This is a genomic window from Mycetohabitans sp. B3 (assembly GCF_021498065.1).
GTDB lineage: Bacteria > Pseudomonadota > Gammaproteobacteria > Burkholderiales > Burkholderiaceae > Mycetohabitans.
On sequence record NZ_JAHLKN010000039.1, the window covers coordinates 421,127 to 444,496 of the forward strand.

The 23,370-nt window shown below is 54.0% G+C and carries 17 protein-coding genes and 2 pseudogenes; 9 read left to right on the plus strand and 10 right to left on the minus strand.

The window, feature by feature from the left end:
• Positions 1-56 precede the first annotated feature (56 nt).
• The 3 genes from KQH55_RS14310 to KQH55_RS14320 all read right to left on the minus strand — a co-directional run bounded on the left by KQH55_RS14310 (position 57) and on the right by KQH55_RS14320 (position 3,287).
• Positions 57-1,481 (minus strand): phage tail sheath C-terminal domain-containing protein, encoded by a 1,425-nt coding sequence (locus tag KQH55_RS14310; protein WP_235091455.1) that lies wholly within the window; start codon positions 1,479-1,481, stop codon positions 57-59.
• A 69-nt stretch (positions 1,482-1,550) separates the two neighbouring features.
• Positions 1,551-2,783 carry a phage tail sheath C-terminal domain-containing protein gene (locus tag KQH55_RS14315; protein ID WP_235091456.1) on the minus strand — a complete coding sequence of 411 codons (1,233 nt, stop codon included), beginning with the start codon at positions 2,781-2,783 and terminating at the stop codon, positions 1,551-1,553.
• 54 nt (positions 2,784-2,837) lie between these two features.
• On the minus strand, positions 2,838-3,287 hold the full coding sequence (locus KQH55_RS14320) for a phage tail protein (RefSeq protein ID WP_104076374.1): 450 nt from the start codon (positions 3,285-3,287) through the stop codon (positions 2,838-2,840).
• A gap of 1,117 nt (positions 3,288-4,404) precedes the next feature.
• On the opposite strand from KQH55_RS14320, the gene KQH55_RS14330 reads away from it, so the two are divergent.
• On the plus strand, positions 4,405-4,560 hold the full coding sequence (locus tag KQH55_RS14330) for a hypothetical protein (RefSeq protein WP_235091457.1): 156 nt from the start codon (positions 4,405-4,407) through the stop codon (positions 4,558-4,560).
• A 237-nt stretch (positions 4,561-4,797) separates the two neighbouring features.
• Here KQH55_RS14330 and KQH55_RS14335 read toward each other — a convergent pair whose 3' ends face one another.
• The 3 genes from KQH55_RS14335 to KQH55_RS14345 form a co-directional block, all read right to left on the minus strand.
• Positions 4,798-5,271, minus strand: a complete 474-nt coding sequence (locus tag KQH55_RS14335; RefSeq protein WP_076796694.1) for a transposase — start codon at positions 5,269-5,271, stop codon at positions 4,798-4,800.
• A gap of 305 nt (positions 5,272-5,576) precedes the next feature.
• Positions 5,577-5,993 carry a hypothetical protein gene (locus tag KQH55_RS14340; RefSeq protein WP_076796696.1) on the minus strand — a complete coding sequence of 139 codons (417 nt, stop codon included), beginning with the start codon at positions 5,991-5,993 and terminating at the stop codon, positions 5,577-5,579.
• 80 nt (positions 5,994-6,073) lie between these two features.
• The gene (locus KQH55_RS14345; RefSeq protein ID WP_139337414.1) at positions 6,074-6,265 is read right to left on the minus strand and encodes a type II toxin-antitoxin system VapC family toxin; all 192 of its coding nucleotides are present in this window, start codon (positions 6,263-6,265) and stop codon (positions 6,074-6,076) included.
• A 589-nt stretch (positions 6,266-6,854) separates the two neighbouring features.
• Between KQH55_RS14345 and KQH55_RS14350 the strand changes: the two genes are divergently transcribed.
• From KQH55_RS14350 to KQH55_RS14370, 5 genes and pseudogenes are all read left to right on the plus strand, one after another.
• On the plus strand, positions 6,855-7,004 hold the full coding sequence (locus tag KQH55_RS14350) for a hypothetical protein (RefSeq protein WP_235091458.1): 150 nt from the start codon (positions 6,855-6,857) through the stop codon (positions 7,002-7,004).
• Positions 7,005-7,348: 344 nt separating this feature from the next.
• Positions 7,349-8,156, plus strand: a pseudogene (locus KQH55_RS14355) (IS5 family transposase).
• Between the two features lie 228 nt (positions 8,157-8,384).
• Entirely contained in the window at positions 8,385-9,992 is a 1,608-nt protein-coding gene (locus KQH55_RS14360) for a hypothetical protein (protein WP_235091459.1), read from the plus strand.
• Between the two features lie 614 nt (positions 9,993-10,606).
• Positions 10,607-11,047, plus strand: coding sequence for a CesT family type III secretion system chaperone (locus KQH55_RS14365; RefSeq protein WP_076785806.1), 441 nt, complete (start codon positions 10,607-10,609; stop codon positions 11,045-11,047).
• Positions 11,048-11,105: 58 nt separating this feature from the next.
• The gene (locus KQH55_RS14370; protein ID WP_170872434.1) at positions 11,106-11,249 is read left to right on the plus strand and encodes a hypothetical protein; all 144 of its coding nucleotides are present in this window, start codon (positions 11,106-11,108) and stop codon (positions 11,247-11,249) included.
• Between the two features lie 122 nt (positions 11,250-11,371).
• Here the strand turns inward: KQH55_RS14370 and KQH55_RS14375 are convergent, their stop codons facing one another.
• The 3 genes from KQH55_RS14375 to KQH55_RS14385 all read right to left on the minus strand — a co-directional run bounded on the left by KQH55_RS14375 (position 11,372) and on the right by KQH55_RS14385 (position 19,311).
• Positions 11,372-17,317 carry a DUF3320 domain-containing protein gene (locus KQH55_RS14375; protein ID WP_235091482.1) on the minus strand — a complete coding sequence of 1,982 codons (5,946 nt, stop codon included), beginning with the start codon at positions 17,315-17,317 and terminating at the stop codon, positions 11,372-11,374.
• Between the two features lie 379 nt (positions 17,318-17,696).
• Positions 17,697-19,046, minus strand: coding sequence for a type II toxin-antitoxin system HipA family toxin (locus KQH55_RS14380; protein WP_235091460.1), 1,350 nt, complete (start codon positions 19,044-19,046; stop codon positions 17,697-17,699).
• A gap of 1 nt (position 19,047) precedes the next feature.
• Positions 19,048-19,311 (minus strand): helix-turn-helix domain-containing protein, encoded by a 264-nt coding sequence (locus tag KQH55_RS14385; RefSeq protein WP_076796710.1) that lies wholly within the window; start codon positions 19,309-19,311, stop codon positions 19,048-19,050.
• A gap of 772 nt (positions 19,312-20,083) precedes the next feature.
• Here KQH55_RS14385 and KQH55_RS14390 point away from each other — a divergent pair.
• The 3 genes from KQH55_RS14390 (at position 20,084) to KQH55_RS14400 (ending at position 23,185) form a co-directional block, all read left to right on the plus strand.
• On the plus strand, positions 20,084-20,584 hold the full coding sequence (locus KQH55_RS14390) for a molybdopterin-dependent oxidoreductase (RefSeq protein ID WP_076796713.1): 501 nt from the start codon (positions 20,084-20,086) through the stop codon (positions 20,582-20,584).
• Between the two features lie 112 nt (positions 20,585-20,696).
• Positions 20,697-22,409: an ATP-binding protein gene (locus tag KQH55_RS14395; RefSeq protein WP_235091461.1), complete on the plus strand. Its 1,713-nt coding sequence runs from the start codon at positions 20,697-20,699 to the stop codon at positions 22,407-22,409.
• Complete coding sequence (locus KQH55_RS14400; RefSeq protein ID WP_076796714.1) at positions 22,406-23,185, plus strand: SDR family oxidoreductase; 780 nt, start codon at positions 22,406-22,408, stop codon at positions 23,183-23,185. Before KQH55_RS14395 ends, KQH55_RS14400 begins: the two co-directional genes overlap by 4 nt.
• Here the strand turns inward: KQH55_RS14400 and KQH55_RS14405 are convergent.
• A pseudogene (locus KQH55_RS14405) lies at positions 23,154-23,370 on the minus strand (two-component system response regulator); the annotation flags it as partial. The gene KQH55_RS14400 and the pseudogene KQH55_RS14405 overlap by 32 nt on opposite strands.

Genomic DNA, 23,370 nt, shown 5'->3' on the forward strand with positions numbered 1-23,370 from the left:
AATCTCAACGCATCTCAATGCCTCCAACCGGCACTCGGTGTGCCAAACTCAAGCGCTCACTCGTCTTGTTGTTTCTGTGAGAACTGCAAGATAATGAATTCGGCCGGGCGCACCGCAGCCATTCCAACCTTAACGATCAGTTTGCCCGCGCGAATATCGGCATCGGTCATCGTCACATTCTTTCCCACCTGTACAAAATACGCCTCTTCCGGTTTTGTGCCCTGCAAGCCGCCCTTACGCCATATCGCGTACAGGTAAGTATTAATAGCCGCACTAACTTTTTCCCATGTCGGCTGACTGTTCGGCTCGAACACGACTTGCCTCATCGCGGCCTTGATATCCCGTTCAGCCGCATTAAATAATCGCCGCACTGGGATATACCGCCAACGCTTATCAGGATTTTCGTCGGTACCGTTCTGCGTCCGGGCTCCCCAGACTACATAAGCTTGTTGATTCGTGAAATATCGGATTGCATTGATGCCTACTGGATTCAGTTTCTCCTGAAGCTCATCGGTAACCGTCACCGGCAGAGGTGCTTGCTGAAGTACTTGCTGGGGTGTTGGGCAAGGCCACACCGTCCCTTTTACCGACGACAAAGTCACATTTGCCGGGGCCTTCCATACTCCACGCAATGCATCGGTACGCGCATAGACTCCCGCCATGACTCCACTTGCACGCAGAGGAATGGCTGACAACGACCTAATCTTTCCAATCAGTTCTTCTTTATCCCTCTGTTCCGCGTCATTTTTTGGGTTATAATCGTTCAGTGATTTAAGTGTTGTCGGCAAAGACGGACCGGGAGGGGAAAAACTTTTAAAACTTCCACTTAATTTAATTTTATCATCATCAGGTATCGTCATCTGATAATCCATCTGCAATGCTGGGTAGTAAATCGCAACCTGCTCCTTATTGCCGAAATCAACCTTCGTTACATCTTCAAGATTGCTGTCCGTCAGCACAAAATAGCCAAGGTTTTTCTGCGGATCAATCAAACTTTTGAAGGTACTTTTAACCTTCTCCGGCTCCGACGACTCATTTCCACAATAGCACAGCAGTGAAATATCAGGATAGGCTAGAATCGCACTTTCAATATCGGCTTGTAATGTTGATTGCTGAATTGACAAAATATAGCATGGCCCACCACCATTTTCGAAATATGCCCGTACCGATATGGCGCTGGCGGAGTTGGGCACAACGGTGCACGTACCCTTAATGGCATCGTTAGCCACTTTAAGATCGGCTTCCTTTAAATCAAGCGTGCTATCAAACTGCTTAGTAAACTCAGCCCAATTATTCACTCTGACGCAGGCTACTGGGTTTGTGCCCTCTGGTGTTGAAATTGGAGGATCACCTTTATTCTTCCCGGGCTTAAAAAACTGTCCAACAAACACTGGAATGGCCGTTGCACCAGAGAGCACACTCAGCGACAACGAATGGTCTTCTTCGATGTACACGCCAGGAACTTTATAAGATACGCCCATAACTACCCTCACTATTTATACATTTCTTAATTTTCTAGTGCATCCTATCCGCTCGACCACCTATTCGCATTACGCGGTGTCCATGTCCTGAGTGAAGCGCAAAATAATGAACTCCGCAGGAAACACGGGCGCCATGCCAACTTGGACAATCATTTTGCCTTCATCGATGTCGTCCTGCGTCATTGTCACCCCCAGCCCTAACCGCACAAAGTACGCCTCCTCCGGCTTCGTACCCATGAGCCCGCCCGCCTTCCAGATACCGTACAGATACGCATCGATTGCCGCCCGCACCTTCTCCCACGTCGGCTGGTTATTCGGTTCGAACACCGCAAACGCCATCGCCCGTTTGATATCTTTTTCCGCCGCACTGAATAGCCGCCGCACCGGCACGTATCGCCAACGCTCCTTCTCGCTGTCGCCTGCCAGCGTGCGCGCACCCCACACCAATGGCACGTCTGTCTGAAAACAGCGAATGATGTTCAGGGGTTTGGTATATTGATTGTAGATCCCCTGAATTGCATCGGATACGACAAACTTCGGCACGACCCCGCCTTGTAACTGAACATTGGCTGGCGCCTTCCACACGCCGCGGTCACGGTCAACAGCACAGTATGCACCAGCAACCGCCGCACTCACCGGGATATCCTTTATAACCTGCGCATCCTTCCCTGTACCTTTATCCGTCGTGACATAAGTTGCCCAGTTTGCCTGCAAAGGGGGATAATAAGCAGCAGCATATGAGCTATTAGGATAATCCTTTGTCATGCTCTGACTGGGGTCCGTGGCAAGCTTGATGGATGGACCATCCAGGATCGCAAAGCGCGATTTGCCCTCTGCACATAAACCTGTACCTGGCGTAAAGACCGCGTCTGCCAACTTAGGTACCCCCGCTTGAACAATTAACGTCACGTCATCCAGCTCGGGTACAGTCTTGATTAAGGCGTCGGTAGTATCACCTTTTCCGTTTGTCGGACACACATAACAATAGCCACCGCCATTGTCGAAATAGGTTTTTAACGCAACATAGAGTGAGTAATCGACCAGATGCTTTGTAAGAGGATTTTTTGGATCTTTTGCCTCGTTCTCGGCCGCGGTCTGAACATTGGGCAAATTTATGAACGCCATCCATGAATCGATACGGGTCGGCGCTGAGATTAATTCTTGGTTACTTGCTTTACTTTTATCTTTATTTTGGTCGCCAAGGTCATACGCAATCACCGGCACCGCGGTCGCCCCGCTGGTAATCGCCAAGGACAGACCTTTATCTTCTTCGACATAGACACCCGGCCAATCGTAAGCCATGTTCTTACCTCAATCGGGATAGGGCACTGGCGGCATGCGCCGCTGATCGCGCTTTCAGTGGAATGTTATCGTCAATCGATCGGCTACAAGCGTCAACTCCTCGATCGACACCTCATTGCTTGTCGCATCAAAGCTTGGCCCCGACAATTTGCTCGGGAATGCATCCGTCACATTCCACGTCACCAGCAACGCGGTGCCTGCCTCGTCGGTCAGGCTAATCGACAGATCCCGTTTGTCGATCAGGTTTTTCGATATCTTGCTAATCCAGTCATACAGCTCGTTTTTACCCTTAATCACGCCCCGCCGCAATGTGATGTTTAACTCACTAGGCTGCCCGGGCATCCGGTACACATGCCCCGCTCCATCTTTATAGGTAATCGTCTCAAATCCCAAATCCAACCCCGAGACATTGCTAAATGCCATCTCGTCTTTGCCCATCGTCACTTTGAACCGGTAAACCGGAATCGGGTAAGTTGTTGCGATTTGATCTGCCGTGGTTGCCATAACTTCTCCTTTATTGTGTATTAGGAAACCCTGCGTCCCGATTGCATCATGAGCCCGTGCCGTTTGACTAGCACGTATTACGTACAGTGGACACGACGTTTACCGTGCCGCTCAGCGATATTTTGATCCGCTGACAGACGCGCCCAACTCATCGGCGGTTATACGTCGCTTCATTGAGAGAATGGATTGACCGGCTAAGCAAGTCGAGCTTCAACGCTTCGAATATCGACACCCGCCCGCGGCTAAACAAGCGATAAAGGCTAACTCAGTGCTGTCATCTTCGTATCCTTTTTATGCTTCGTGATTTTGACAATTCACCCGATTCGCGCTGGACCTTCACCTCTGACTCGGTTGCTGCGCCAGCACCGCCTGAGTGATGCTTCGTTCGCAGTCGGCAGTGTATCGCCGTGGCTAAAAGTTTAGTTCAGTGTGAAAAATAGTTTAGTACAATTTATTCTTGTAATAGATGACCGAGTTGGCCTCAGTTATTCGGACAATTTTAGTGAGTTTCCGCCACATTCGTTCAACAAATACATTGTCGCGCCCACTTCTTTTGCCCATTATTAACACTCGAATGCTCCGGCCCAGCACGGCACGGCCTCCATGAACGCGTTCGCTGTGAACTGACTGCCTTGGTTTGTGTTCGCGGTTTTGGGCTGCCGTAGCGCGAACCCTTGTGCTGCATGTTGCGCCGGCTCGTGTTCGGACGGTGGTACAACGCTTCTACGCCCACCCGTTCCATCAATGTGCGCACGCGTCACCGGCCACCTCATGGCCTTTCCGGCGCAGCAGGCACGCAAGCATCCGCGCCCCGGCAAATGCAAACGCCAGATATAGCTTGTCGATGCAACGCATCAGATTCTATTAGCCAGGAGAGCGTGATCTGGATGTCCTGACTGCCGATAAGCCAATACCGCAGAAGCTTTTGTCCGATACGCGGAGCCGCACGAAGCAACAGAACGCACGGAGCTTTGATGTACGAGATGTCATCTATCAGCTTGATGGCGTTGACCTGACGCAGATCCACGGACTCGGACCGTATCTGACCAGACGCCTAGTTGCCAAGTGCGGTGCCAATCTGAGCTGCTGACCAACGGCTAAACACTTCACCTCGTGCTTGACTAACGTTGTCGCCGGCTGCAAAATCAGCGGCGGCAAGGTATTGTTGTCGCATACGCGCAAGGCAACTAATCGCCTGGCCGCACTGCTGCGGCTGGCTGCCGTCACTGTGAACAAGTCCAATACGGCGCTCGGGCGTTTTATCGTCGTTTAGCAGCGCGTATCGGTAAAGCAAAGGCATTAACAGCCACCGCCCGGAAGATTGCAGTGCTGCTCTACAACACGATGCGTTTCGGCATGACGTCCGCGGCCCCCGGAGCAGATCGTTACGGACGGTGCTACAGGGAGCGAGTCATCAAACAATGACATCGGCGAGCGGCGGAATTTGGCGTCTCATTGCAACCTGCGCAAGGCATTTCTTAAAGATTCTCTTGCCTTCTTGCTCATTTCTTCAAGGCCTGTCCGATTGAGTAAGGCCGTTTCCAGACGATTTTACCGAGCTTCGGTCAAAGCCCGGGCCATCTTGTTCTCCTCCTAGTTCGCCACGTTCATAATAATAAAGGGTGCGCGACATCCCCACTAAGCGGCACACACGCGCCAGACTCACGGTGAAATGCTGCCTTAAGTGATCGATTAACCTGCGACGCTTGTGTGTGCTGAGACTCTGCGCTCGAAGCGCCTCGCTCAGTACTTCACTATCGCGTTCAAGCGATTTCACACGCTGGCGCAACCGTGCGTTTTCCCGCGTCAGTGCGGTGATACGTTCAAATACAGGTGCACTCAGACCATCATAACTTTTTTTTAATTGATAAAGCGTCGTTGCACTGATACCCCATCGGCAACAAACCTGAGGTACCGTCTCGCCCTCACGGAGTGCTTGTAACACCGCTATGATTTCAGTCGCATTGAGCTTATGGTTCCTCACGTCATGTTATTCCTATCGTTGAACAGCATGAAAAATGAATTGCGGCACACAATCACATGTCCTATCGGATACTACCTGCCATCGAAATAAAGATCGATTCATTTTTATAGAAAAAATCATACCACACTAAAGTCTTATTTTCCCCATAAGGATTATTAAGGAAGTGCATGCGATTGTGCCAGTTGTTTCGCATATGTTGCAAACCTGAATGCATGCTTGCTGTGATTCAGATAAAGCCATCACGATATTTAAGGAAAAAATGGTGTAGAAATGAAGTGGTTTTTAGATAGATAAGCAACCTATGCCTAATTCGCTATCACATTGATATTGGGATTAGCCATCACGGTAGCCTTGCCTGAAACGGGTGGATGGGGTTGTGGAACAGGGGGCGCACCCGGTATTTGTGCCGGAACCGTGATAGTACATAATATGTCCCAGCTGGGCGCGATAATGACAGGCAGCGGGCTCTTTGTTCGCTTGGCGGTTTCGGCCTGCGTGACCGTCAGAATAGCGACGCCTGGAATGGAGGCCGATGCCGTCTGATAGCTAGTTGTCACGATGATTTTCTTTTCATCGCCAAGCTGACAAACCGGCCGCCCCTTTACCTTGGCAAAGCCGCTTCCCGACAGGGGCCGTGGAGGAATCGGGGGCACGAATAGTACATCCTGAATCTGAACCGGAAAAACCAGCATGGCGCCCGTCACGACGATCAGCTTGCCCATCGATGATCTCCATTGCCTTCAGCTAAAAATCGACCGTTCCATTACCAAGCCCCCGCGAAATCTAAAATAGATCCTTTTCCCTATAGGGAAATCACAAAATCAGCGTATTTCGGTAAATGGCCATCGGATATCAATACGCGCAACGATTCAAAAAACGCCTGTGCAGCAAGAAGCCAATCGAACAGGTCATGATGGATAGCCGGTAGATGGCGAGCCATTGCAGCGTAAGCTACCGACAGTTCTAAAAAGCCGCCAGCCTCAATTTCTGACACGAGCGGACTCACGTTAGCATCAAGCTTGCCTAGATTGGCCGCGAATACTCGCGCTGCTGACAAAACATCGTCTGCGACGAGTCTCGCTGAAAGTTCATAACACACTTTAAGTTCATACTAGTCCATCTTAACTCGCCCAGTCAACGCTTTTCAAAAGCTGGCTCTCACATATCGTGTGACGTTTTGGGTTCCAAGTTAGCATAGGTGGCCTTGCAATCGGACAGCCTGATAAGTGACATGTCCGGGCCTAAGCCGGCGATAATGCAGGCAAAGGATCCCAAGAAATGATGAAGAGAACGAGACGGAAGCACTCGTCGGCGGTCAAGGGTGAGCAAGCGCTGGCGGGATTGGCGCACCCATTCAATGTGCGCCCGAATCAGGTCACGGAATGGAAGGGGCAGTTGCAGGAGTGTGCGACTTCACCACCGCAGATTTTGCAGCGCCCCTGCAGCACGAAATCCCTGCGTTCAGTCCGACCACTAAAATCGACGATCGTTGTTACGTCGCGACATCGGGTACACCAGACGTTGGCGAAGAGTAACTGTTGCCTGCGAGAGGTGATTGTATTCCAAAGCGCGCGGGCTGCTGCATGACAGCATATGCCACCGAGACCTTGTACCGCGAGTGGCAGCTCAGCGTTGAGCAGATTGCACAACGGCTGCACATTCCCAAGAGCACGCTCTATGCGTATATGTGCTATCGCACTGTCCCGGTCGGCGGATGCGCCGCGGCCCGGTGAGCCGGAGGGCCCCATGCCACACATGATGATTCTCGCGGGGTCCCTGATCGACTTGTCCAGGCAACTGGCGGCATCGCCGCATTAATGCAACAGAACTTCTATGTGTTGGTCGGTGAGCTTCCTTTTGGATATAGCACACTGCGGTCCCATCTACGTTGCTTCCGTTGTGTAGAAGACTCTGGCAATTTACAACCTTCTGACAGGTTACGCACTGGGACGCATGGGACGCGCAGATTACGCTCTTCATCATTGCTGACACCGTATGCCATAACGGGTGGCAAGCCAGGCTCTTGCGGATTTAGAGCGTGTTATGCAATTTTATCGAGGCTCAGGGCCGAATCAAGATGGAGAAACGCAGACCCTATCCGAGCGGCGTGACGGACGAAGCATGGCGCTTCGCTGCTCCGTATTTGACGTTGATGGAGCCAGACGCACCGCAAGATGGTATGAATTGCGCGAGTTGTGCAACACGCTGCGTTGGCTGGCTCATGCAGGCGCTGCATGGCGCATGCTGCCGGCGAACTTTCCGCCATGGGAAGCGTGGTGTATCAGCAAACTCAACGCTGGCTGCGAGCGGGCGGCTTCGAAGCGATGGTTCAGGATTTGCGTTCGGTGCTGCATGTTGCGCAGGGTCGCCAAGGTCAGCCTAGTGCGGTGGTTCTGGACGGGCGTATGTTGCAGTCGAGCTGCGAGAACGGCCCACGCGCAGGCTACGATGGCTACAAGCGCAAACGGGGAAGCAAGGTGCATAGGGCCGTCGATACGCCCGGGCATTGGCTGGCGGTCCATGTTACGCCGGCCAATGAGCAAGCACGCGCACAGGTTCAGGTGTTGGCACAAGAGGTACAACATGTTAGCAGGCAGAGCGTGAAGCTTGCCTTTGCCGACCAAGGTTATACAGGAGAAGAGCCTGCGCAAGCCGCGTAAGATGAAGGCATCGAATTGCAGGTTATCAAACGGTCAGAGGCAACGAAGGGCTTTATCCTGCTGCCGCGCCGATGGGTCGTCGAGCGCAGTCTTGGATAGCTCAATCGCTTTCAAAGACTCGCTCGCGACGACGAGCGTTTGCCTGAAACGCTCGTCGGCTTGCATTTCGTCATCTTTGCCATGCTCATGCACGTTCATGCCGCGCCTATCTCGCAAAGTGCATAACACGCTCTAGATAATTTTGATCCATCAGACATAACCTAGTCGATTGCCGCCAAAATAAATAGAGATCACTCAAATTATTCTACATTGAGGGTTTGACCGTTGATTGACAGTCCAAATGCTCTGTGCATTGCGCAAAGAAAGATGCCAATAAGGAAGAAATTTGTTTTTCGATAATTGGGATATAGCTATACCCCAATAATTTTAATTAATTAAAATAGAGGGAAAATTATGCTTGGCCGCAAAGAGCTAAAAAATAATTCTACAAATCCTTCTAGGTCGTCCAGATCGGCGGAAGCACACGCTTCTGTTTCGAAAGGTCACCAAAGTTCTTTAAAAAATTCAAGATACTATACCCCTAAACTTCATCTTACTGGAGATCGTAGCGCTCCTGATATAAAAAATAATTCTGGCACTGCGCCTGCAGGGAAACCTGCAATTAAGATAGATTTAAACCCTCGATGGGCTGACAAAAAAACGCGACCAAGCTGCAAATATGCTCCCGTCACCGTATCAGGTGATAAAAATAAAAATTTTGAATACATGAAAGAAGTGTTAGAAAAAAGAATTGCCACATGTAAAAAACTCGCTTATCAAGGCAATTATAAAGACAATCCAGCTGGCTGGTTCTCATTCAGAAAAAGAGAGGGCACACAAGAACATAACGGGCAAGAATATGATCTGCAGTCAAATAAAGTGCCAATTATTGTTATAAGCGGCGGGAGCGCAAATAAAATTGCAGGCGACCTTAAAAGCAAAACAGGTGGCAGCCTTGCATGGCATCCAAAACATATGCGAGATGAATCAATTTATTTGCTTGTTCATGAGACAGAGTTCAAATGCTATGAGGCTGCTCTTAACGAAATGATGGAGCAATATAAAAATTTGCGCCTTGTTGGGTGGTACGGCGGTAAATTGACCGGTTTCGGCGCTGCGCGCGCTGCAGCCTTGGCGTTTGCAGATACACTACCATATCGTCCTCAGCAAATTATAATGATGGATCAGGACGTTGCTCTAACCGAAAATACTAGACACACCAATCCTGGTATAAAAACTCAATTGAACAATAAACATAAAAATACTCAAAAATCTATCATCGGACTTGGAGTTGGTTATCCTACACGCGAAGATCCTCCAAAACACTTTGGATTCAAAAAAAATGAATATTCACCCAAAAAACCAAAAGCCGCAAACGAGCGACCAGTTCTATCGCCAGCACAACAATACGTTTCTATAAAATCTCCATTTCGCAAAAAAGGGGAAGATGGAATCTATGCTGCGTATATGGTTGCAGGCGGAGAAGACATGCTTATGGGAATACAGCAAGGCTTAATCCAAAAATTTAAACAAAAATACGGTCGACCTATTGTCAAAAATATCGCTTTAATGGAAGGAAAAATTGTGAAGAAGGAACTCAAGGGCCAGGAGGATGAACTCAATCACTATTGGAAAAAAATGCGCCCCGAAACCCTTAAGAAGCTTTTTGAAGCAGAAAAGGATACCCAAGTTGAATTTGACGGGAAAACCATGAGCTTAAATAAACTCATGGAGCATTTTAAAGATCAAGGATATATTGAGCAACACCCAAGCCCGGAATCACACAACGTCGCAGCATGTATTATAGAGCGCATTATATTAGATTATCATAAACAAAAATCCTCCGACAATCAATCTAATACAATTTTTAATACTTGGACCAAGAGCCCCCTTGAAGGAGCGACTTCAACCAAAGCTCCATCAGCAGTTTCAAAGTCCGACCCGATTAGTTCACCACTATCGGCTCTTCAAAAATCCGAGCGCCTCCGCGTTTCTGGGCGCTCTCGCTATTATTCGGAATAAACAATGATTTGACTAAATTTTAAACTGTGCTTTCAGTGCGCATAATCCAACAAAAACGTTTTTTGAATTAGAGAAAAATGCCAAAACCGCATTAAGTTTGACAAAAGGTTTCGGCCGCGAAGGTAAATACTAAAACTTATATTTAACATGGAATAAATTATAGGACAAAACGCATAAACAAGTGAGGCCGCACGGGTGTAAGTGGGTTACTGAGAGAATGCACATCGACATTGATGCCGCGAGCTATCTGAGCGTTTATTTTTGACAAATATTTAAGCAATATTTTTTGCACGACTGCCGGCTATTAAGCAGCGTAACCAGTCACCAATAAAATTCACACATTTTTGCGCTTTGTTATTCTGAGCAGCACAGAAATTATGCACATGATCACCGATTAATCCACGGAAATGAAATTAACGTTTACATGCCGTAAAATTATTTTTTCAGAAAAATACTTAATATAAAGCAAGCTCTCCAACACAAACTATCTGTCTTGATGAAATTTTCGCAAATTATGGCCAAATATCCAAAAAAGGTTTTTTCTATATTTTCAAAACAGCACTTCACTCTTTGAGCGGTCATGTGCTATTGCATCTATTGACAGTAAAAATACTATGAATCATTTTTTTGCAGTCATGCAATTTCAAGCTAAAGAACGCGTGCGCAGGTGTCTTGAAGCACTTGGTCAACGTCACCGTATCACCGGCTTGACATTGGATGCCAATGACGAGGCAGGGATCGAGCTAGCGTGGGGGGAGCGTTTGTACCTAAGGTTCAATGCTGAATCAAACAAACTGTATATATATGCACCCTTTGCGCCGTTGAATGATGCTCAGGATGGGCAAATTCTTGCCGATATGTTGCGTTTGAATTGTTTGGAGGTAGGCACGCGTGGCGGTGTAATTTCAGTTTCTGAGCCGATGGACGCATTCGTCTATCATCTCGGTTTGCCTGCCGAGACGCTTAAGCCCGATGCGCTTGAGCAAGCAATCGAAAAATTTATCGAAGAACGCCAGCGCCTCGCTCAACGGTTTCGACAAATCCGGCAACTTTGACATCCTTTGAAAGTCCGGACACACTCTGCCACTTACAATAGCGGGTAGGCATAAGACTGTGAATACGAAGCAGCTGGAAGCCGGCGCGGCCATACATTTGGCGCTTGAGGAACTTGAGCCGATTGACATGGCCCTCAACGACGCCGTTACTGTAGGGCTTGAGGAGCGCTGCGATGCGCGGATTTCGCTCGGCAGTCGATGAACAAAGCGCTGGTCGCGCCGCTTATCATCGTCGGTAAGCGCGGCCATTCTCGACCCAGTAACCAGCCGCCTATTCGGCGAGTGGACCCAATTCTGAACATCAACGCGGCCCTGAAACAACGCCTACCCTACGCTAACTCCGTTCCGCAACCGAACAGAACCGCCCTCCATAGCCACTGTTGCCTGGACTCGCCCGTGGGTCAGCGCCCGAGAAATCCGTATGCCGGCATCGGCCGTTGTCCTAGCCACACCGAGTAGTCGGCAAACCGCTTTTACCAATCCCTCTTGCGACGTACCACCCTGTTGCATCAAGATATACATAGCCGCATTGCCCAATTCTTCGAGGCTAATCTCGTCGATACTGCGGCGCGTTTCGGGGTCACCTCCTGGTACCCGGATACCTTCCCAGGTGCTTGGGTTAGCATGCCCAGGCCAATAAAAAGTGATGTCGTTGTCCGTCGTACGGGTCACCTGCTTGGGCACCACTGCAATCAAATGAGCCTCGATGCGACTACCCACCCTAGACAACCCCCAAGCCCGCGTCACACGCTTGAACACTATCGCCTGCGATACCGGTCCTTCCGTTTCGATTACCTTAAGTAACTGCTCGACCAAAGTCGGCATTGAGCGGCTCTCGTAGAAGAGGTGGGGGTTGCCCCTGTCCAAGCAGGTCAGTTCGTATTCGGGCAACTGAGTAGCAGGCGCAATCGACTCGACGACCGATCCGGCCCGGGCATACAAAGCATGCGGCGCTTCTTCATCCTTCTCCTCTTCCGGCAGCTCAACAGGCGGTTCGCTCTCGGTCGGCACCGTCGCTACCAACTCTTCCAGTCGGGCCACAAGCTTTCGTATCGGCTCTTGCGGATTCAACCACCAGTCCGTGGACCATATACGATACAGTTCCCAACCCAGCCCTTCAAGGACATGCTGGCGGAGCCGGTCACGGTCGCGCGCAGTGGCGCCGGAGTGATACATGGCGCCATCGCATTCGACGCCCAGCAGATAGCGTCCCGGCGCACGCGGGTCGACCACGCCAATATCAACCCGGTATCCGGACACGCCGACCTGCGGGTGGACAGTCCAACCTTTCTCACGAAGTGCGGAAATCACCTGCTGCTCGAACGGGCTATCGGGCTCCCGTCCAGTCGGCACCTTTTGCTCCACCAGGGCGCGTGGGCCTCGAATGGCGAACTCCAGGTAGTTCTTCAGGTCTCGTACGCCGGCAGCCCGGACACGCGACAGGTCAATCTGCTCGGGAAGCAGCGTGCTAAAAATCACGACGCTGACACGAGCACGTGATACGGCCACGTTGAGACGCCGATGGCCGCCCTCTAGATTCAACGGCCCAAAGTTGAGGCTGATCTTGCTCGATGCATCGGGGCCGTAGGTAATGGAGAAGAAGATGATGTCCCGCTCATCACCTTGGACGTTTTCCAGGTTCTTGATGAACAGCGGCTCCTGCGCCGCCTGTGCAATAGCCTGGTCTAGTTGCTGAGACGCTCGACGGCGCTCCTCCAGCATCCGCTCAATCAGGCTTTGCTGTGCCTGATTGAAGGTCACTACGCCGAGCGTCAGATGCCGCTTCGCCGAGTCCAGATAGTGCCGCTCAATTGCCTTGACGATGGCATCGGCTTCCGCCCGATTAGTTCGCGAACCGCCGCGATCATAGACACCCAGTACGCGTTCAAAGCGCACGCTCTGGTCATTTGTCATCGGCGACGGGAACGTGACCAATTCGTTATTGTAGTACGTGACATTGCTGAAGGTAATCAGCCCTTCATGCTTGCTTCGGTAGTGCCATTTCAACCGCAGTTCAGGCAGGCCGATACTGAGACACTCGTCCAAGATGCTCTCAAGGTCCTGAACATCGTCGCTATCCGCCCCGACTTCCGAGTCATCTGACCGGCAGAAGAAGCGGGTCGGCGGCAGTTGCTTCGGGTCGCCGACGCAGACGAGCTGCTTGCCGCGCGCCATTGCACCGACGGCGTCCCACACCGGAATCTGAGAGGCCTCGTCGAAGATGACCACATCAAACTGAGCGTGCGACGCGTCCAGATACTGGGCGACTGACAAGGGTGACATCAGCAGGCATGGCTTCAGCCGGGTCATCAGAGTCGGCAGGTTTTGCACCAGCTGCCGAATCGGCATGTGCTTGCGCTGCTTCTGTAATTCGCGCCGTAGCTTCCCCAGTTCAGAATCAGCACCGGGCACAACCTCGAGGCTCGCCGGAATCTGGCCCGCAAGTTTGGCCACAATATATTGCTGGGTCAGCTTCTGAAACCGCTCGTCAGCCTCGTTGAACTCAGCAATCTTGCGGTTATGCTCGGCACTCGAGAAGTTGCAGAGCACCGGCTCCCGGTCAATCGCTTTGCGCAGCCACCAGCTCTGGTAGCTGTATTCGAAGAACGTCGCCACAGCGGACAATGGCACCTCGCCAGCCTCCAGTGCATCCACAATACCCTGCAACCCGCTGTTGATTGCATTGGCGCGGGATTTCCGCCACAGGCACCACGGCTGCAGTTGCCGCGAAGCAGATTGCCATCTTTGGAGCAAGTTCAACAGCCGAGGAATCACGCTGGCGGCAGTTGGATCGAGTCCGAAGTCAGCCTGACAGTGTCCAAGCTCAATGACCTGGCGGAGTTTAGTCATGACGTTCCGATAGCAATCGCGGTACGCCAACAAACTGGAGCCGAGAGGCATGCCTGCCTTCAGCATGCCCCGGTTGTCGGAAACAAACGGCTGCAGCTTTGCGCGGAGCGTCTGGGCCAGCTCGATGTCGTTGTCCGCGATTGCCGCTACCGCGTCCGCAAATGACGTCGCCCACCGCTCGGCCGACTCGACGGCGTTCCAATCCGTCTTCGACGCGGCGAACGCTTCATGCAGCAATTGCGACGCGTCATGAGACATAGACTCGATGATCTTGTCCTCGGCATTGACGGCGGTCAATGCCGTAATGATGGACGGAACATCGCCACCTGGTGGGCGACGCTGGTCCTGTCGATACAGTCGCAATCGTCCGGTAACCGCACGCCGGGCAAATAGGCGCTTCGGCCACCAGGTATGGGTCGCCGCCGCCCACTGCAGTTTCAGCTCCGACGCATTTAGGGTGGCAACGTCTTCCACGTAGTGTTTGCTCAGCGGCTCCCATGCCTGATTGCGCGCGAGGCCATGGCGCCGCAGGTTGGCAAGTCGGTTGCGCGTGGATTCGTCATGCGCCGACCGGGCGACCTCGATAGGAACGGTGGGCGCGGCAGAGAGCACGTCGGCCAGTACATCCAATTGGCCCAGCCCATTCAGGGAAAAAGCAATTTTAGGAAGGCCCAATTGATCCAGCAGGTTCGATGCAGCCTCATCCAGCTTCTTGATTTGGGCTTCAAACGCCGAAACCGCGTCGAGAAACTCTTGCTGCCAGGACGCCATCCATTCGGTTTTGTGAACGGCTGCCAGAGGATGGTTCTGCAAACCGGTCAGCTGGCCAGCCAGAGCGCCCATCTGGCGACAGCGCTCACGCAGTGCCTCGAGCCGGGCACGATCATGTACATCTGCATCCGCCCACGGCATTGCGCCAGGCCGCCACTGCGCATACTGCAGGCTGGTTCCGATGGCCTCATAAATGGTCAGGTCGTTCGGATGGATGTGATGTAGTGCACGCGCGACACCATTGAGGTCTGCACGAAGCGTTAGAAGCCGTTCTGACTCCCGCTCCCAATCCTTCACCGTACGTGTGCTGGCAGCATCAAGCGCGACGCCAAGCTGCTTCAGAACATCCCCTTTTTTAGCTTTGGACGAATGCAGCTCAAGACAAAATGGCCCCAAACCGAGGCTGCTGAGCCGACGATGTACTACCTCCAGCGCGGCCATCTTCTCCGAGACAAACAGCACGGTCTTCCCAGTCGCCAACAAGTGCGCAATCAGGTTCGAGATGGTCTGGCTCTTACCCGTACCTGGCGGACCCTCGATGACAAGATTCTTGCCTTCGGCAGCGACGCAAACGGCACGCAACTGCGACGAATCCGATAGCAACGGCGTAAATAGGTCTTGAGGTCGGAACTTCTCATCCAGGGTACTGGGCTCGAATCCAGTTGCGCTGTCAGCAAATGCCTTGCCGGGATGGTTAATTAAATGAGCGACAACGCTGTTTTCCTGAAGCTGCTTTTGGCGGTCCTGGAGGTCCTTCCACATCAGATACTTCGTGAACGAAAAGATACCTAGATGCACCTGCTCCTTGACTTCCCATCCCTTCATTTCGCCCACATGCAGCCGGAAGATCTGCAGAATCCGGTTGACGTCGATACCACGATCATCAGTCAGTAAAACGTCGAATGACGGCAGACTCAGGCTGAAATCTTGCTGCAACTTTTGTAGCAGCGTCGGATTCACGAGCGCGTCGTCGTCGTGACGGGCCAGGCGGAAACCACTCCGGACGGATTGGCGGAACAACGTGACCGGGATGAGCAAAATAGGAGCTAGGTGGCTGGATTCGGCATCCTGGCTCTCTTGCCACTCCAACATTCCAAAAGCCAGAAACAGCGTATTGGCCCCGCCTTCTTCCATGCCCGTGCTGGCCGTTCGAAATATCTCGAGAAGCCTGCTTTCCAGCGCTTCCTCGTCGATGTCTGTGATGATTTCGTTGCGACCAAGCGCGTCGGTCGCTAGGTCATCCATTGCAGCCGTACCGTTCCGCCCGGTGTACACATCGGCATCGCGACCATCCGAACCGGACATCATCTTTGGTTTCGCACGAACGCGGAATGCGTTTCCGCCTGCCAGCCGGTCTTCTAGCGCACCCAGGTTAGGGCAGATGACGCGCAGCGTCGACTTGGTCGGCTTGAAATTCAGAAGCTTGTTGCGGAGCGTCAGGTCGAGCAGCTTGCTCTTCCATTTCGCCAGTCGGCCTTCGGGTGTATCGAATGTAACATTATCGTGCAGTGGAACGACGACCGGGTCCAGCGGCGGCAATTGCGGCATGTCTTCGATGATGGGCGTTTCGGTCTTGCCAATCGGGACAGCAGACGCATCGACCTGCGACGAGCGCGATGGCAGGGGACGAAGCTGGACTTCACGTGCGCGCCGAATATCTACTGCATACACGAACTCGTCCTCATCATTCAGGTGTTCCTGACCACGAGCGCAGGCCCAGCGAAGGGACGGTTTATGTCCGCCTGCTACGCTGGTGGTCTCAAAAACCATGAACTCGCCGGATTTCACCCGCTTGCGAACAGCCTGAACGTCGTCTACCAATGCGGTCGGGAAACTGGTCTCTATCAGCCAGACACCGATCCAGGCGTGACCTTCCTTGAACAGCACAACGGGATGCAGGCCCGCCTGCTCCAAGCAAGACGCAAACAGCATGGCGAGGTCTAGGCACGTCGCGAGCTTGCCATCCAGAATGCGTTCCGGCGTCCGGATTTTCTGACCGTCATTGCCGAACGACGCCGGCGGGTTGGAATATTGGATATCCTCAGCAACTATCGTGCTGTAGATAGCCGACACCTGTTTCCAGACCTTCTCACGATTCTTGGACTGGTATCCGTCCATGGACAGGTCGGCCGACGTCTGGCGCAACAACCCAGATGCTCGTGCGAGAAGCTTGTCTACGACCCGCGAGTTCGGCATGCAAAACGCGGCAAGCAGTTCGGGTAGCGACCGTGTGCCGGCCCACTGGTCGTAGGCGAGCACATCAATGTTGTGCGTTGCCGTTACGAGTGCCGTTTTCCGAGCATGCAGCGTTGCTGTGATGACCGCTCGCTCAGATTCGTCGAGCTGGCTGAAATACTGATGATCAGGGCGTAGGTCGACCGGTGCAAGGCGACGGCTCTCTCCAGGCATCAATGCGTCGAAACGGAAACGGGCACTTTCAGCAAAAGCCGGCACACATTTGACCATTAGTTCAATATCAGAGAGCGTTGTTTCACCCTCATTTGTGACCCGAATTTCACGGATGACCGGAACATTGTTCTGAATCGCCGCATACCCTATCGTCAGGTTGGCAATCACCTGAACGTCAGGTAGCTTCACATCGGTATCGGTCGTCAGATCCTTAGCATTGTCTGCCTGTTCCTGCATCATCACCCCGTTCCCCCTACTGTGTTCAACCGAGTTCTCATTATTGCAGGCGCTAGATTGGACCTTGATTGCGCGATAACCTGCGAGTCTTTCGCAAAGATTTTATTCTCTCCTCGCCAATGCCGGGTGCGCGGAAATTTGTCCCCTTGATCAAGAACGGCAACCTGGAAGCGACATGCGTCACCGTACGGATGAACATGGCGATCATAGTCAGTTTCGCATCATTGTTCCGGCGGGCTTGCAAGTGCTGAGACCAGCGTTGGCGGCATCGCTTCTTTCGTCTCGCGGCAGAAGTGCGGCCGGTGGCGTAAGGAGCTTTCACGACAAGGTAATTCGCGTGGTTGTCGCCTGTCCTTACCCGTTGCTACGACTGCCGCGGGCGTCACACTGGCGGCATCCCTTCGAGCGCCCGGGCGGCATCCAATAGCCCGCCCAGTACCTTGTCGGCCACTTGCTGCGAAAAGCCTTGCGGCAGCTCCGCTTGCACTTGCGCGACTACCTCTGGCGTCCGAGCGACCAGTTCCTGAAGCAATGGCTCGGCGTTTCCTCCATAGCCGAGCTTTTGGGCCGTGCTATTGAAGTGCCGGCGCTGGATGGCGTGCATACGATAGTGCCGGTTCTTGCCCAGCAGCGCCATAGCAAGCTTAAGGTCCTGCTCGGCCCACTGGTTCGGTCCTTCGCCGATGACCGGATACGCAGACATCACGTCATACATCGGCGTGAGCCGGAACCGTCCAGCTGTCCCGGCCTGTAGTTGGATGCTGAAGTTCTTGGCATGCCCGTCCGGCGCGCGCAGCATCCAGAACAGGATTTGCGAAGCCATGAGGGCGCGCAGGTCACGCTCGGCATCCAGCGACTGCTGCACGAGGGGGAACAGTTGCTTGAGGCCTGGCCCGCCTTCGTTCTCGTACTTTACGAGCGGCGATGTTCCAGTGGCTTGGCAAAAATCTTCCTGTATGAGCCGGAACAACCGCGTGCCGTCGGACGACACCACGCGGTCGAATCGCTCGACAACGAGTACCCGCCGCTTGCCGAATGTGGCGATGTGAGCTTTTGCCGTGGATAGGCCATACGCCTTGAACAAGCGAAGACACAGCCACTCGTTGTCCACGGAGGTGCTGAAGTCGGCCTGCCGACCACCGACCAGGCCAAGCGGCAGCTTAAAGATGTGCGTGGTGGGCGTTGCGCCGCGCGGCTTCATCCACTTGTCATCCCACCACAGGAAAGCATCCTTCTCCTGAGCGCCGGCTAGCGAGAACCGGAAGTCGTCGTCAGGGTCCCTCGCACCGGCGAAGCGGTCCGGGGTTACGACTTCGAGCAGATGGCGTTCGATGGCTTCGTCGTCCACGACAACGCCGTCGATACGGTCAACACCAGAAGGTGTCTCGCCTTCCGGCAGGAGTTGTAGTGCGCCTACGCAATCGCGTCCGATGGCGGCCAACAGGTTGAAGGCTTCGGTAGACCCCGTCTTGAAGCGGGCTGCAACGCGCTTGCGGATGGCATCGCTATCAGGCAGCAGGCCTTCGAAGTAATGGGCAACGCGCTCGCCTTTCAACGGCTCGTTGTTGAGGTTAAAGGGCAGCGACAAAGATATTGGCCGTCCATGCGCAGAGGCAAGCCAGCCCCCATCGTATTGCAGCTCCATGTCGCCGCGGGCCGTGATAGTCCAGCGGCCTACGTAGTCGCCGTTGGCCCAAAGCGTCAGGGTTTGACTGTGTGAGCGCTGCCCCATCTCACCACTGCGTCTTGTTGGTCGATTCGAGGCGCTCGCGCTCGCCCAGCCGCAGTTCCAGGCCGACGGCCGCGCACCAGCCCAGCAACTGCTTGAAACTCAGTTGGTCCGGATGTTGTTCCAGATAGGAAACGCGGTTCTGGCTCAGCCCCAATCGGGCCGCCACCTCGGCCTGTGTCAGCTTGCTACGCTTGCGAGCCGCCTTCAGCAGTTGACCTAGCTGCAAAGCAGTCACAAGCAGTTGGAACGGCGGGGTGTGAGACATACGATTTGTACCCGAAAATCAGCTATTTTAATTTTAGCTGCAATCCGGATATTTGCAATATATCCGAAAAACGGATAACCTAAAAAATATCTGAAATTCAGATAAAATTGAGCCCTTCAGCACGCTGACGCCGCGTCAGATTCACAATTACCCAGCTTTGCACCACCGATACCGCGCGCAACGTCCCAGCAGCACATTGACAATACACCAATGCTTCGTTAAACGCTTCACCGATACGCCAGCCGCGGCCAGCACGCAAAAGGGCTGGTGTAGCGTGGGCTAGCCACCGCATCACTCAACCCACCACCTCGTCATAAAAAGCAAGCATTCCGTCTGTTTGTAAAAAGGTCGGACGCAAGCATTGCGACACACGGACACCGACGATATGCTGACCTGGTTTCCAACCTCGTCCAGACAAATCTGTCCATTTATTAATGGCTGCACCGAGGGTCCGCTTATCTGATATCGATAGCGATGTGGCCGTTTGTCACTGCAAGGTATGCGGCGCACCGACTGTTCTGGACGGGTACGCTGGTTTTTTGAAAAGCTGCGTCGATCCCGCAACGACGGGCACGCAAGCAAACCCACTGTCGATACCCTATATGCACTGCAGTCAACGCGGTCGGCTGTTTACGAACGCGTTTAATCATTTGAGCGACAGCTTGCATGTCGCATTCCACAGCCAGTCGCCGTGGCTACCAATTGGACCGCTTGTCTAGCATGTGAATCCCGAGATACCGCTTGAGCCAATGGGCTCGTCAGGAGAACCTGCATGAACAAGTTTGCAACGCTCGCGAGAGGCCTCGCGCTCATCCTGTTCGTCTTCGGTGGCCTTGCACAGGCTACGCCGATGCAATTGGATGTCACCGGCAATATTCAACGCACGAATGTGCCAGGTACTCACATGTACCGTTTCACGGAGCAGGAATGGCGGTCAATGCCGCGTGCCCAGTTCACCACGGCCACGAACTGGACGCCCTCGTCGCAGTTTTCCGGCGTGCTTTTGAGCGACGTGCTATCGAAGGTGGGCGCAAAGGGAACAACGCTCCGGGTGACAGCACACGATGGCTATGTATCGTATGCGGTCCCGATCAGCGACGCGCACCGGTACGGCGTGATTCTAGCCGACCAGATCAACGGCAAACAGCTGACGCTCAGGGACTTCGGCCCGCTGTTTCTTGTCTATCCCCGCGACCGGTTCCCAAAGGAGTTGAATCGCTCAGAGATCGCCGGGCGGTTCGTGTGGCAGGTGAAGTCGATTGAGGTCAGATGATACGTGTCAATGGCTTCGTTGGTCGCGGGCAGGCACCTTGTTGGGGGTGGCGCTCGCGCTGGTGATAGCGGCATGGGGCTATACGGCACTTCAATGGACCAGCACGGAACCCATGTCCGTGTACAAGCTAGCCGGTCCGCAGGAAAACTACTACTGGGCACCCGCTCAGTTCAAGTTCAATGCAGATCGCCTGGAAAACCTGCTTTTGCGGTATGCGAGCGGCGACAGCCAGGACCTGGATGAGATCCAGCGTTCCTATGAGATCCTGGTGTCAAAGTTCTCGCTTATTTCGAAGCCGTCGGATACTATCCAGGTACAGCTGAGCGTGCCGGACTACGTGCAGGCCATCGCGGCAATCCGACATTGCTTGCAAACGATCGATCCGCTCATCGTCGATCTGCAGCCAGGCGACAGGTCGACGGCGCGCGTCATCGCCGGCCACCTGCACGCGCTGGACGAGTCAACACTTCGATTGGCGCAAGGCATCGGCGAAGCGGAAAACAAACGTCGCGACATTGCGTTGGAGGACTTCCGACACAAACGGCGAGTGCTGTGGGCGAGCTATATCAGTGCAGCTTCGTTGACGAGCACGCTATTGATCGTGTTGGCCATCGCCACATATCGTGGCATGCGCGCCGCCTGGCGGGAGCGAACCTGGAGAATCGCCGAGCAAAGCGCGACGGCGGCAGCCAATGCATCATTAAAAGCCAAGAGTGCGTTTCTAGGGGCGATCGGGCACGAGATCCGCACGCCACTACAAACCATATCGGCCGGTCTTTCGAGTCTCGCGGACGCCGAACTGTCGACAAGAAGTATGCGCGCTGTGTTGCGAATGGAGCAGGCGGCCGAACAGATCGACGCGCAACTGCGAGACCTGGCCGATTATGCAAGGCTTGACGCGGGCAAGCTCAAGTTGCGCATTGCGCCGGTGGATCTGATCGATATCGTGCAGCAGGTCGCCACACAGATGCGGCCGATGGCTGCGCTCAAGCGGCTGTCTGTACGAATCGACACGCGCGGCATCGTCTGGTTGATTCATTCCGATCAGCAACGGATACGGCAGATCCTGCTCAACCTGGTCGACAACGCAATCAAGTATTCGACCCAAGGCGACGTGCTGATCCGTGCGACGCAGCACATTGCTGCATCGGAATGCGTCACGCGGATCGCGGTGACCGACCACGGCATTGGCATCCCGGAGCAGGCCAAGGAAAAGCTGTTCGAGCCGTTCGTGCAGCTTGACGACGGCAACACGCGAAGCCACACGGGCATCGGCATGGGTCTGGCCATTGTCGACGGGCTGGTGCGACTGCTCGGCGGCCATATCACCGTTACGTCGACGCTCGGTGTTGGATCGACGTTCGAAGTCACGTTTCGCGAATCGACCGACTCGTTGATACGTCGCGCGCAGCCCGACGGCGACAGCCGAAGCGCGCTGCCGGACACGCCGCTGTGCGGCAAACAGGCGCTGGTGGTGGACGATCAGCCCCAGATGCGGGATGCGCTGGTCGCGCTCATGCGCAGCTTGGGCCTGGCCGTTACTGCCGTGGACTCGGCATGGGACGCCAGAGTCATGCTTAGCCAGCGGGAAGTGGATGTCGCGCTCATTGACCTGCAAATGCCGGGGGAAGACGGCGCTTCATTAGCGCGATGGATCCGGAAAACCGGCGCACCTCATTCGAAATTGATTGGCGTAAGCGCATCGGCACCGGAGCTACTCAGTGAAACGCAATTGGCCATGTTTGATGAACTTTTGATGAAACCGGTCCGGATTGACGCGCTGCGCGCCGCATTCGAAAACTTGCTGGATGGAGCGTCTTCATGAGCGTCGATAAGGTAGCACTGGTGACCGGTTCGGCCAAGCGGGCCGGCAGACAGATCCTGGAGCATCTCGCGAAGAATGGATATCGCGTGGCCGTACACGCGTGCACATCGCGCGATGAGGCGGAAACGGCCGCATTGGCGCTGCAGCATGCCGGGTATGACGCACTTGCCTTCAGCGGTGACCTGCGGGACGCCGCGCAGATCGACCAGCTCATCCAGGATGTCTTCGCGCACTTCGGCCGGTTGGACCTGCTGGTCAACAACGCGGCGGTTTTCTGGCAAGACGATTTCGTCGACTTCTCCGTGCAGGCGCTGGATCAGGCATGGGCGGTGAACTGCAGGGCTCCGATCCTGCTAACGCGGGCCTTCCACGACTGCGCGAGAGCCACGGGTGTAACCGGCGCAGTGGTCAATGTTGTGGACCAGAAGGTGAAAGGCAACTTCCACCGCGACCACTTCACTTATACGGTCGGAAAGACAGCGCTGGGCAACCTGACGCAAATGCTTGCGATCTCGGCCGCACCGGTCTTACGCATTAACGCGGTTTTTCCCGGGTTGATGTTGCCCAGCGACAGCCAGACCGATGCGGACTTTCATTACGCGGCCCGCCAGTCCAACTTGCTGGGTAGGGTGGCAGGCCCGGCCGATGTCGCAGCGGCGGTCCTGCTGCTGGCTTCCCCCGCCTACAACGGCACCGACTTCGTCATCGATAGCGGCCAGAACCTGATACCCGTGCAGCAGGACGTCATCTATCTGCATCGCGCCCCGCGGCCCTAGCCGGATGGCCCCCCGCCTTGAGCCGACGCGCCAGTTCCACGGCCACCCAATTCAGTCGCGCCGGCTTTTCAAAGGGTTTCACATCGTATTGCTGAATGACCCGCGCCACCTCATCCTCGTTCGCCTCGCCTGTCACCAGCTTGCCCGTGAGCAGCAAAATGGGTGCGTCGCCGTGACGCGACTGA

Excerpts from the sequence above, each read along its gene's own strand:
- KQH55_RS14375 (WP_235091482.1), bottom strand. The coding sequence starts at position 17,317 with ATGATGCAGGAACAGGCAGACAATGCTAAGGATCTGACGACCGATACC.
- KQH55_RS14350 (WP_235091458.1), top strand. The coding sequence starts at position 6,855 with ATGACAGCATATGCCACCGAGACCTTGTACCGCGAGTGGCAGCTCAGC.
- KQH55_RS14340 (WP_076796696.1), bottom strand. The coding sequence starts at position 5,993 with ATGGGCAAGCTGATCGTCGTGACGGGCGCCATGCTGGTTTTTCCGGTT.
- KQH55_RS14385 (WP_076796710.1), bottom strand. The coding sequence starts at position 19,311 with ATGTCTCACACCCCGCCGTTCCAACTGCTTGTGACTGCTTTGCAGCTA.
- KQH55_RS14380 (WP_235091460.1), bottom strand. The coding sequence starts at position 19,046 with ATGGGGCAGCGCTCACACAGTCAAACCCTGACGCTTTGGGCCAACGGC.
- KQH55_RS14390 (WP_076796713.1), top strand. The coding sequence starts at position 20,084 with ATGAACAAGTTTGCAACGCTCGCGAGAGGCCTCGCGCTCATCCTGTTC.
- KQH55_RS14315 (WP_235091456.1), bottom strand. The coding sequence starts at position 2,783 with ATGGCTTACGATTGGCCGGGTGTCTATGTCGAAGAAGATAAAGGTCTG.
- KQH55_RS14365 (WP_076785806.1), top strand. The coding sequence starts at position 10,607 with ATGAATCATTTTTTTGCAGTCATGCAATTTCAAGCTAAAGAACGCGTG.
- KQH55_RS14360 (WP_235091459.1), top strand. The coding sequence starts at position 8,385 with ATGCTTGGCCGCAAAGAGCTAAAAAATAATTCTACAAATCCTTCTAGG.
- KQH55_RS14400 (WP_076796714.1), top strand. The coding sequence starts at position 22,406 with ATGAGCGTCGATAAGGTAGCACTGGTGACCGGTTCGGCCAAGCGGGCC.
- KQH55_RS14310 (WP_235091455.1), bottom strand. The coding sequence starts at position 1,481 with ATGGGCGTATCTTATAAAGTTCCTGGCGTGTACATCGAAGAAGACCAT.
- KQH55_RS14320 (WP_104076374.1), bottom strand. The coding sequence starts at position 3,287 with ATGGCAACCACGGCAGATCAAATCGCAACAACTTACCCGATTCCGGTT.
- KQH55_RS14395 (WP_235091461.1), top strand. The coding sequence starts at position 20,697 with ATGTCCGTGTACAAGCTAGCCGGTCCGCAGGAAAACTACTACTGGGCA.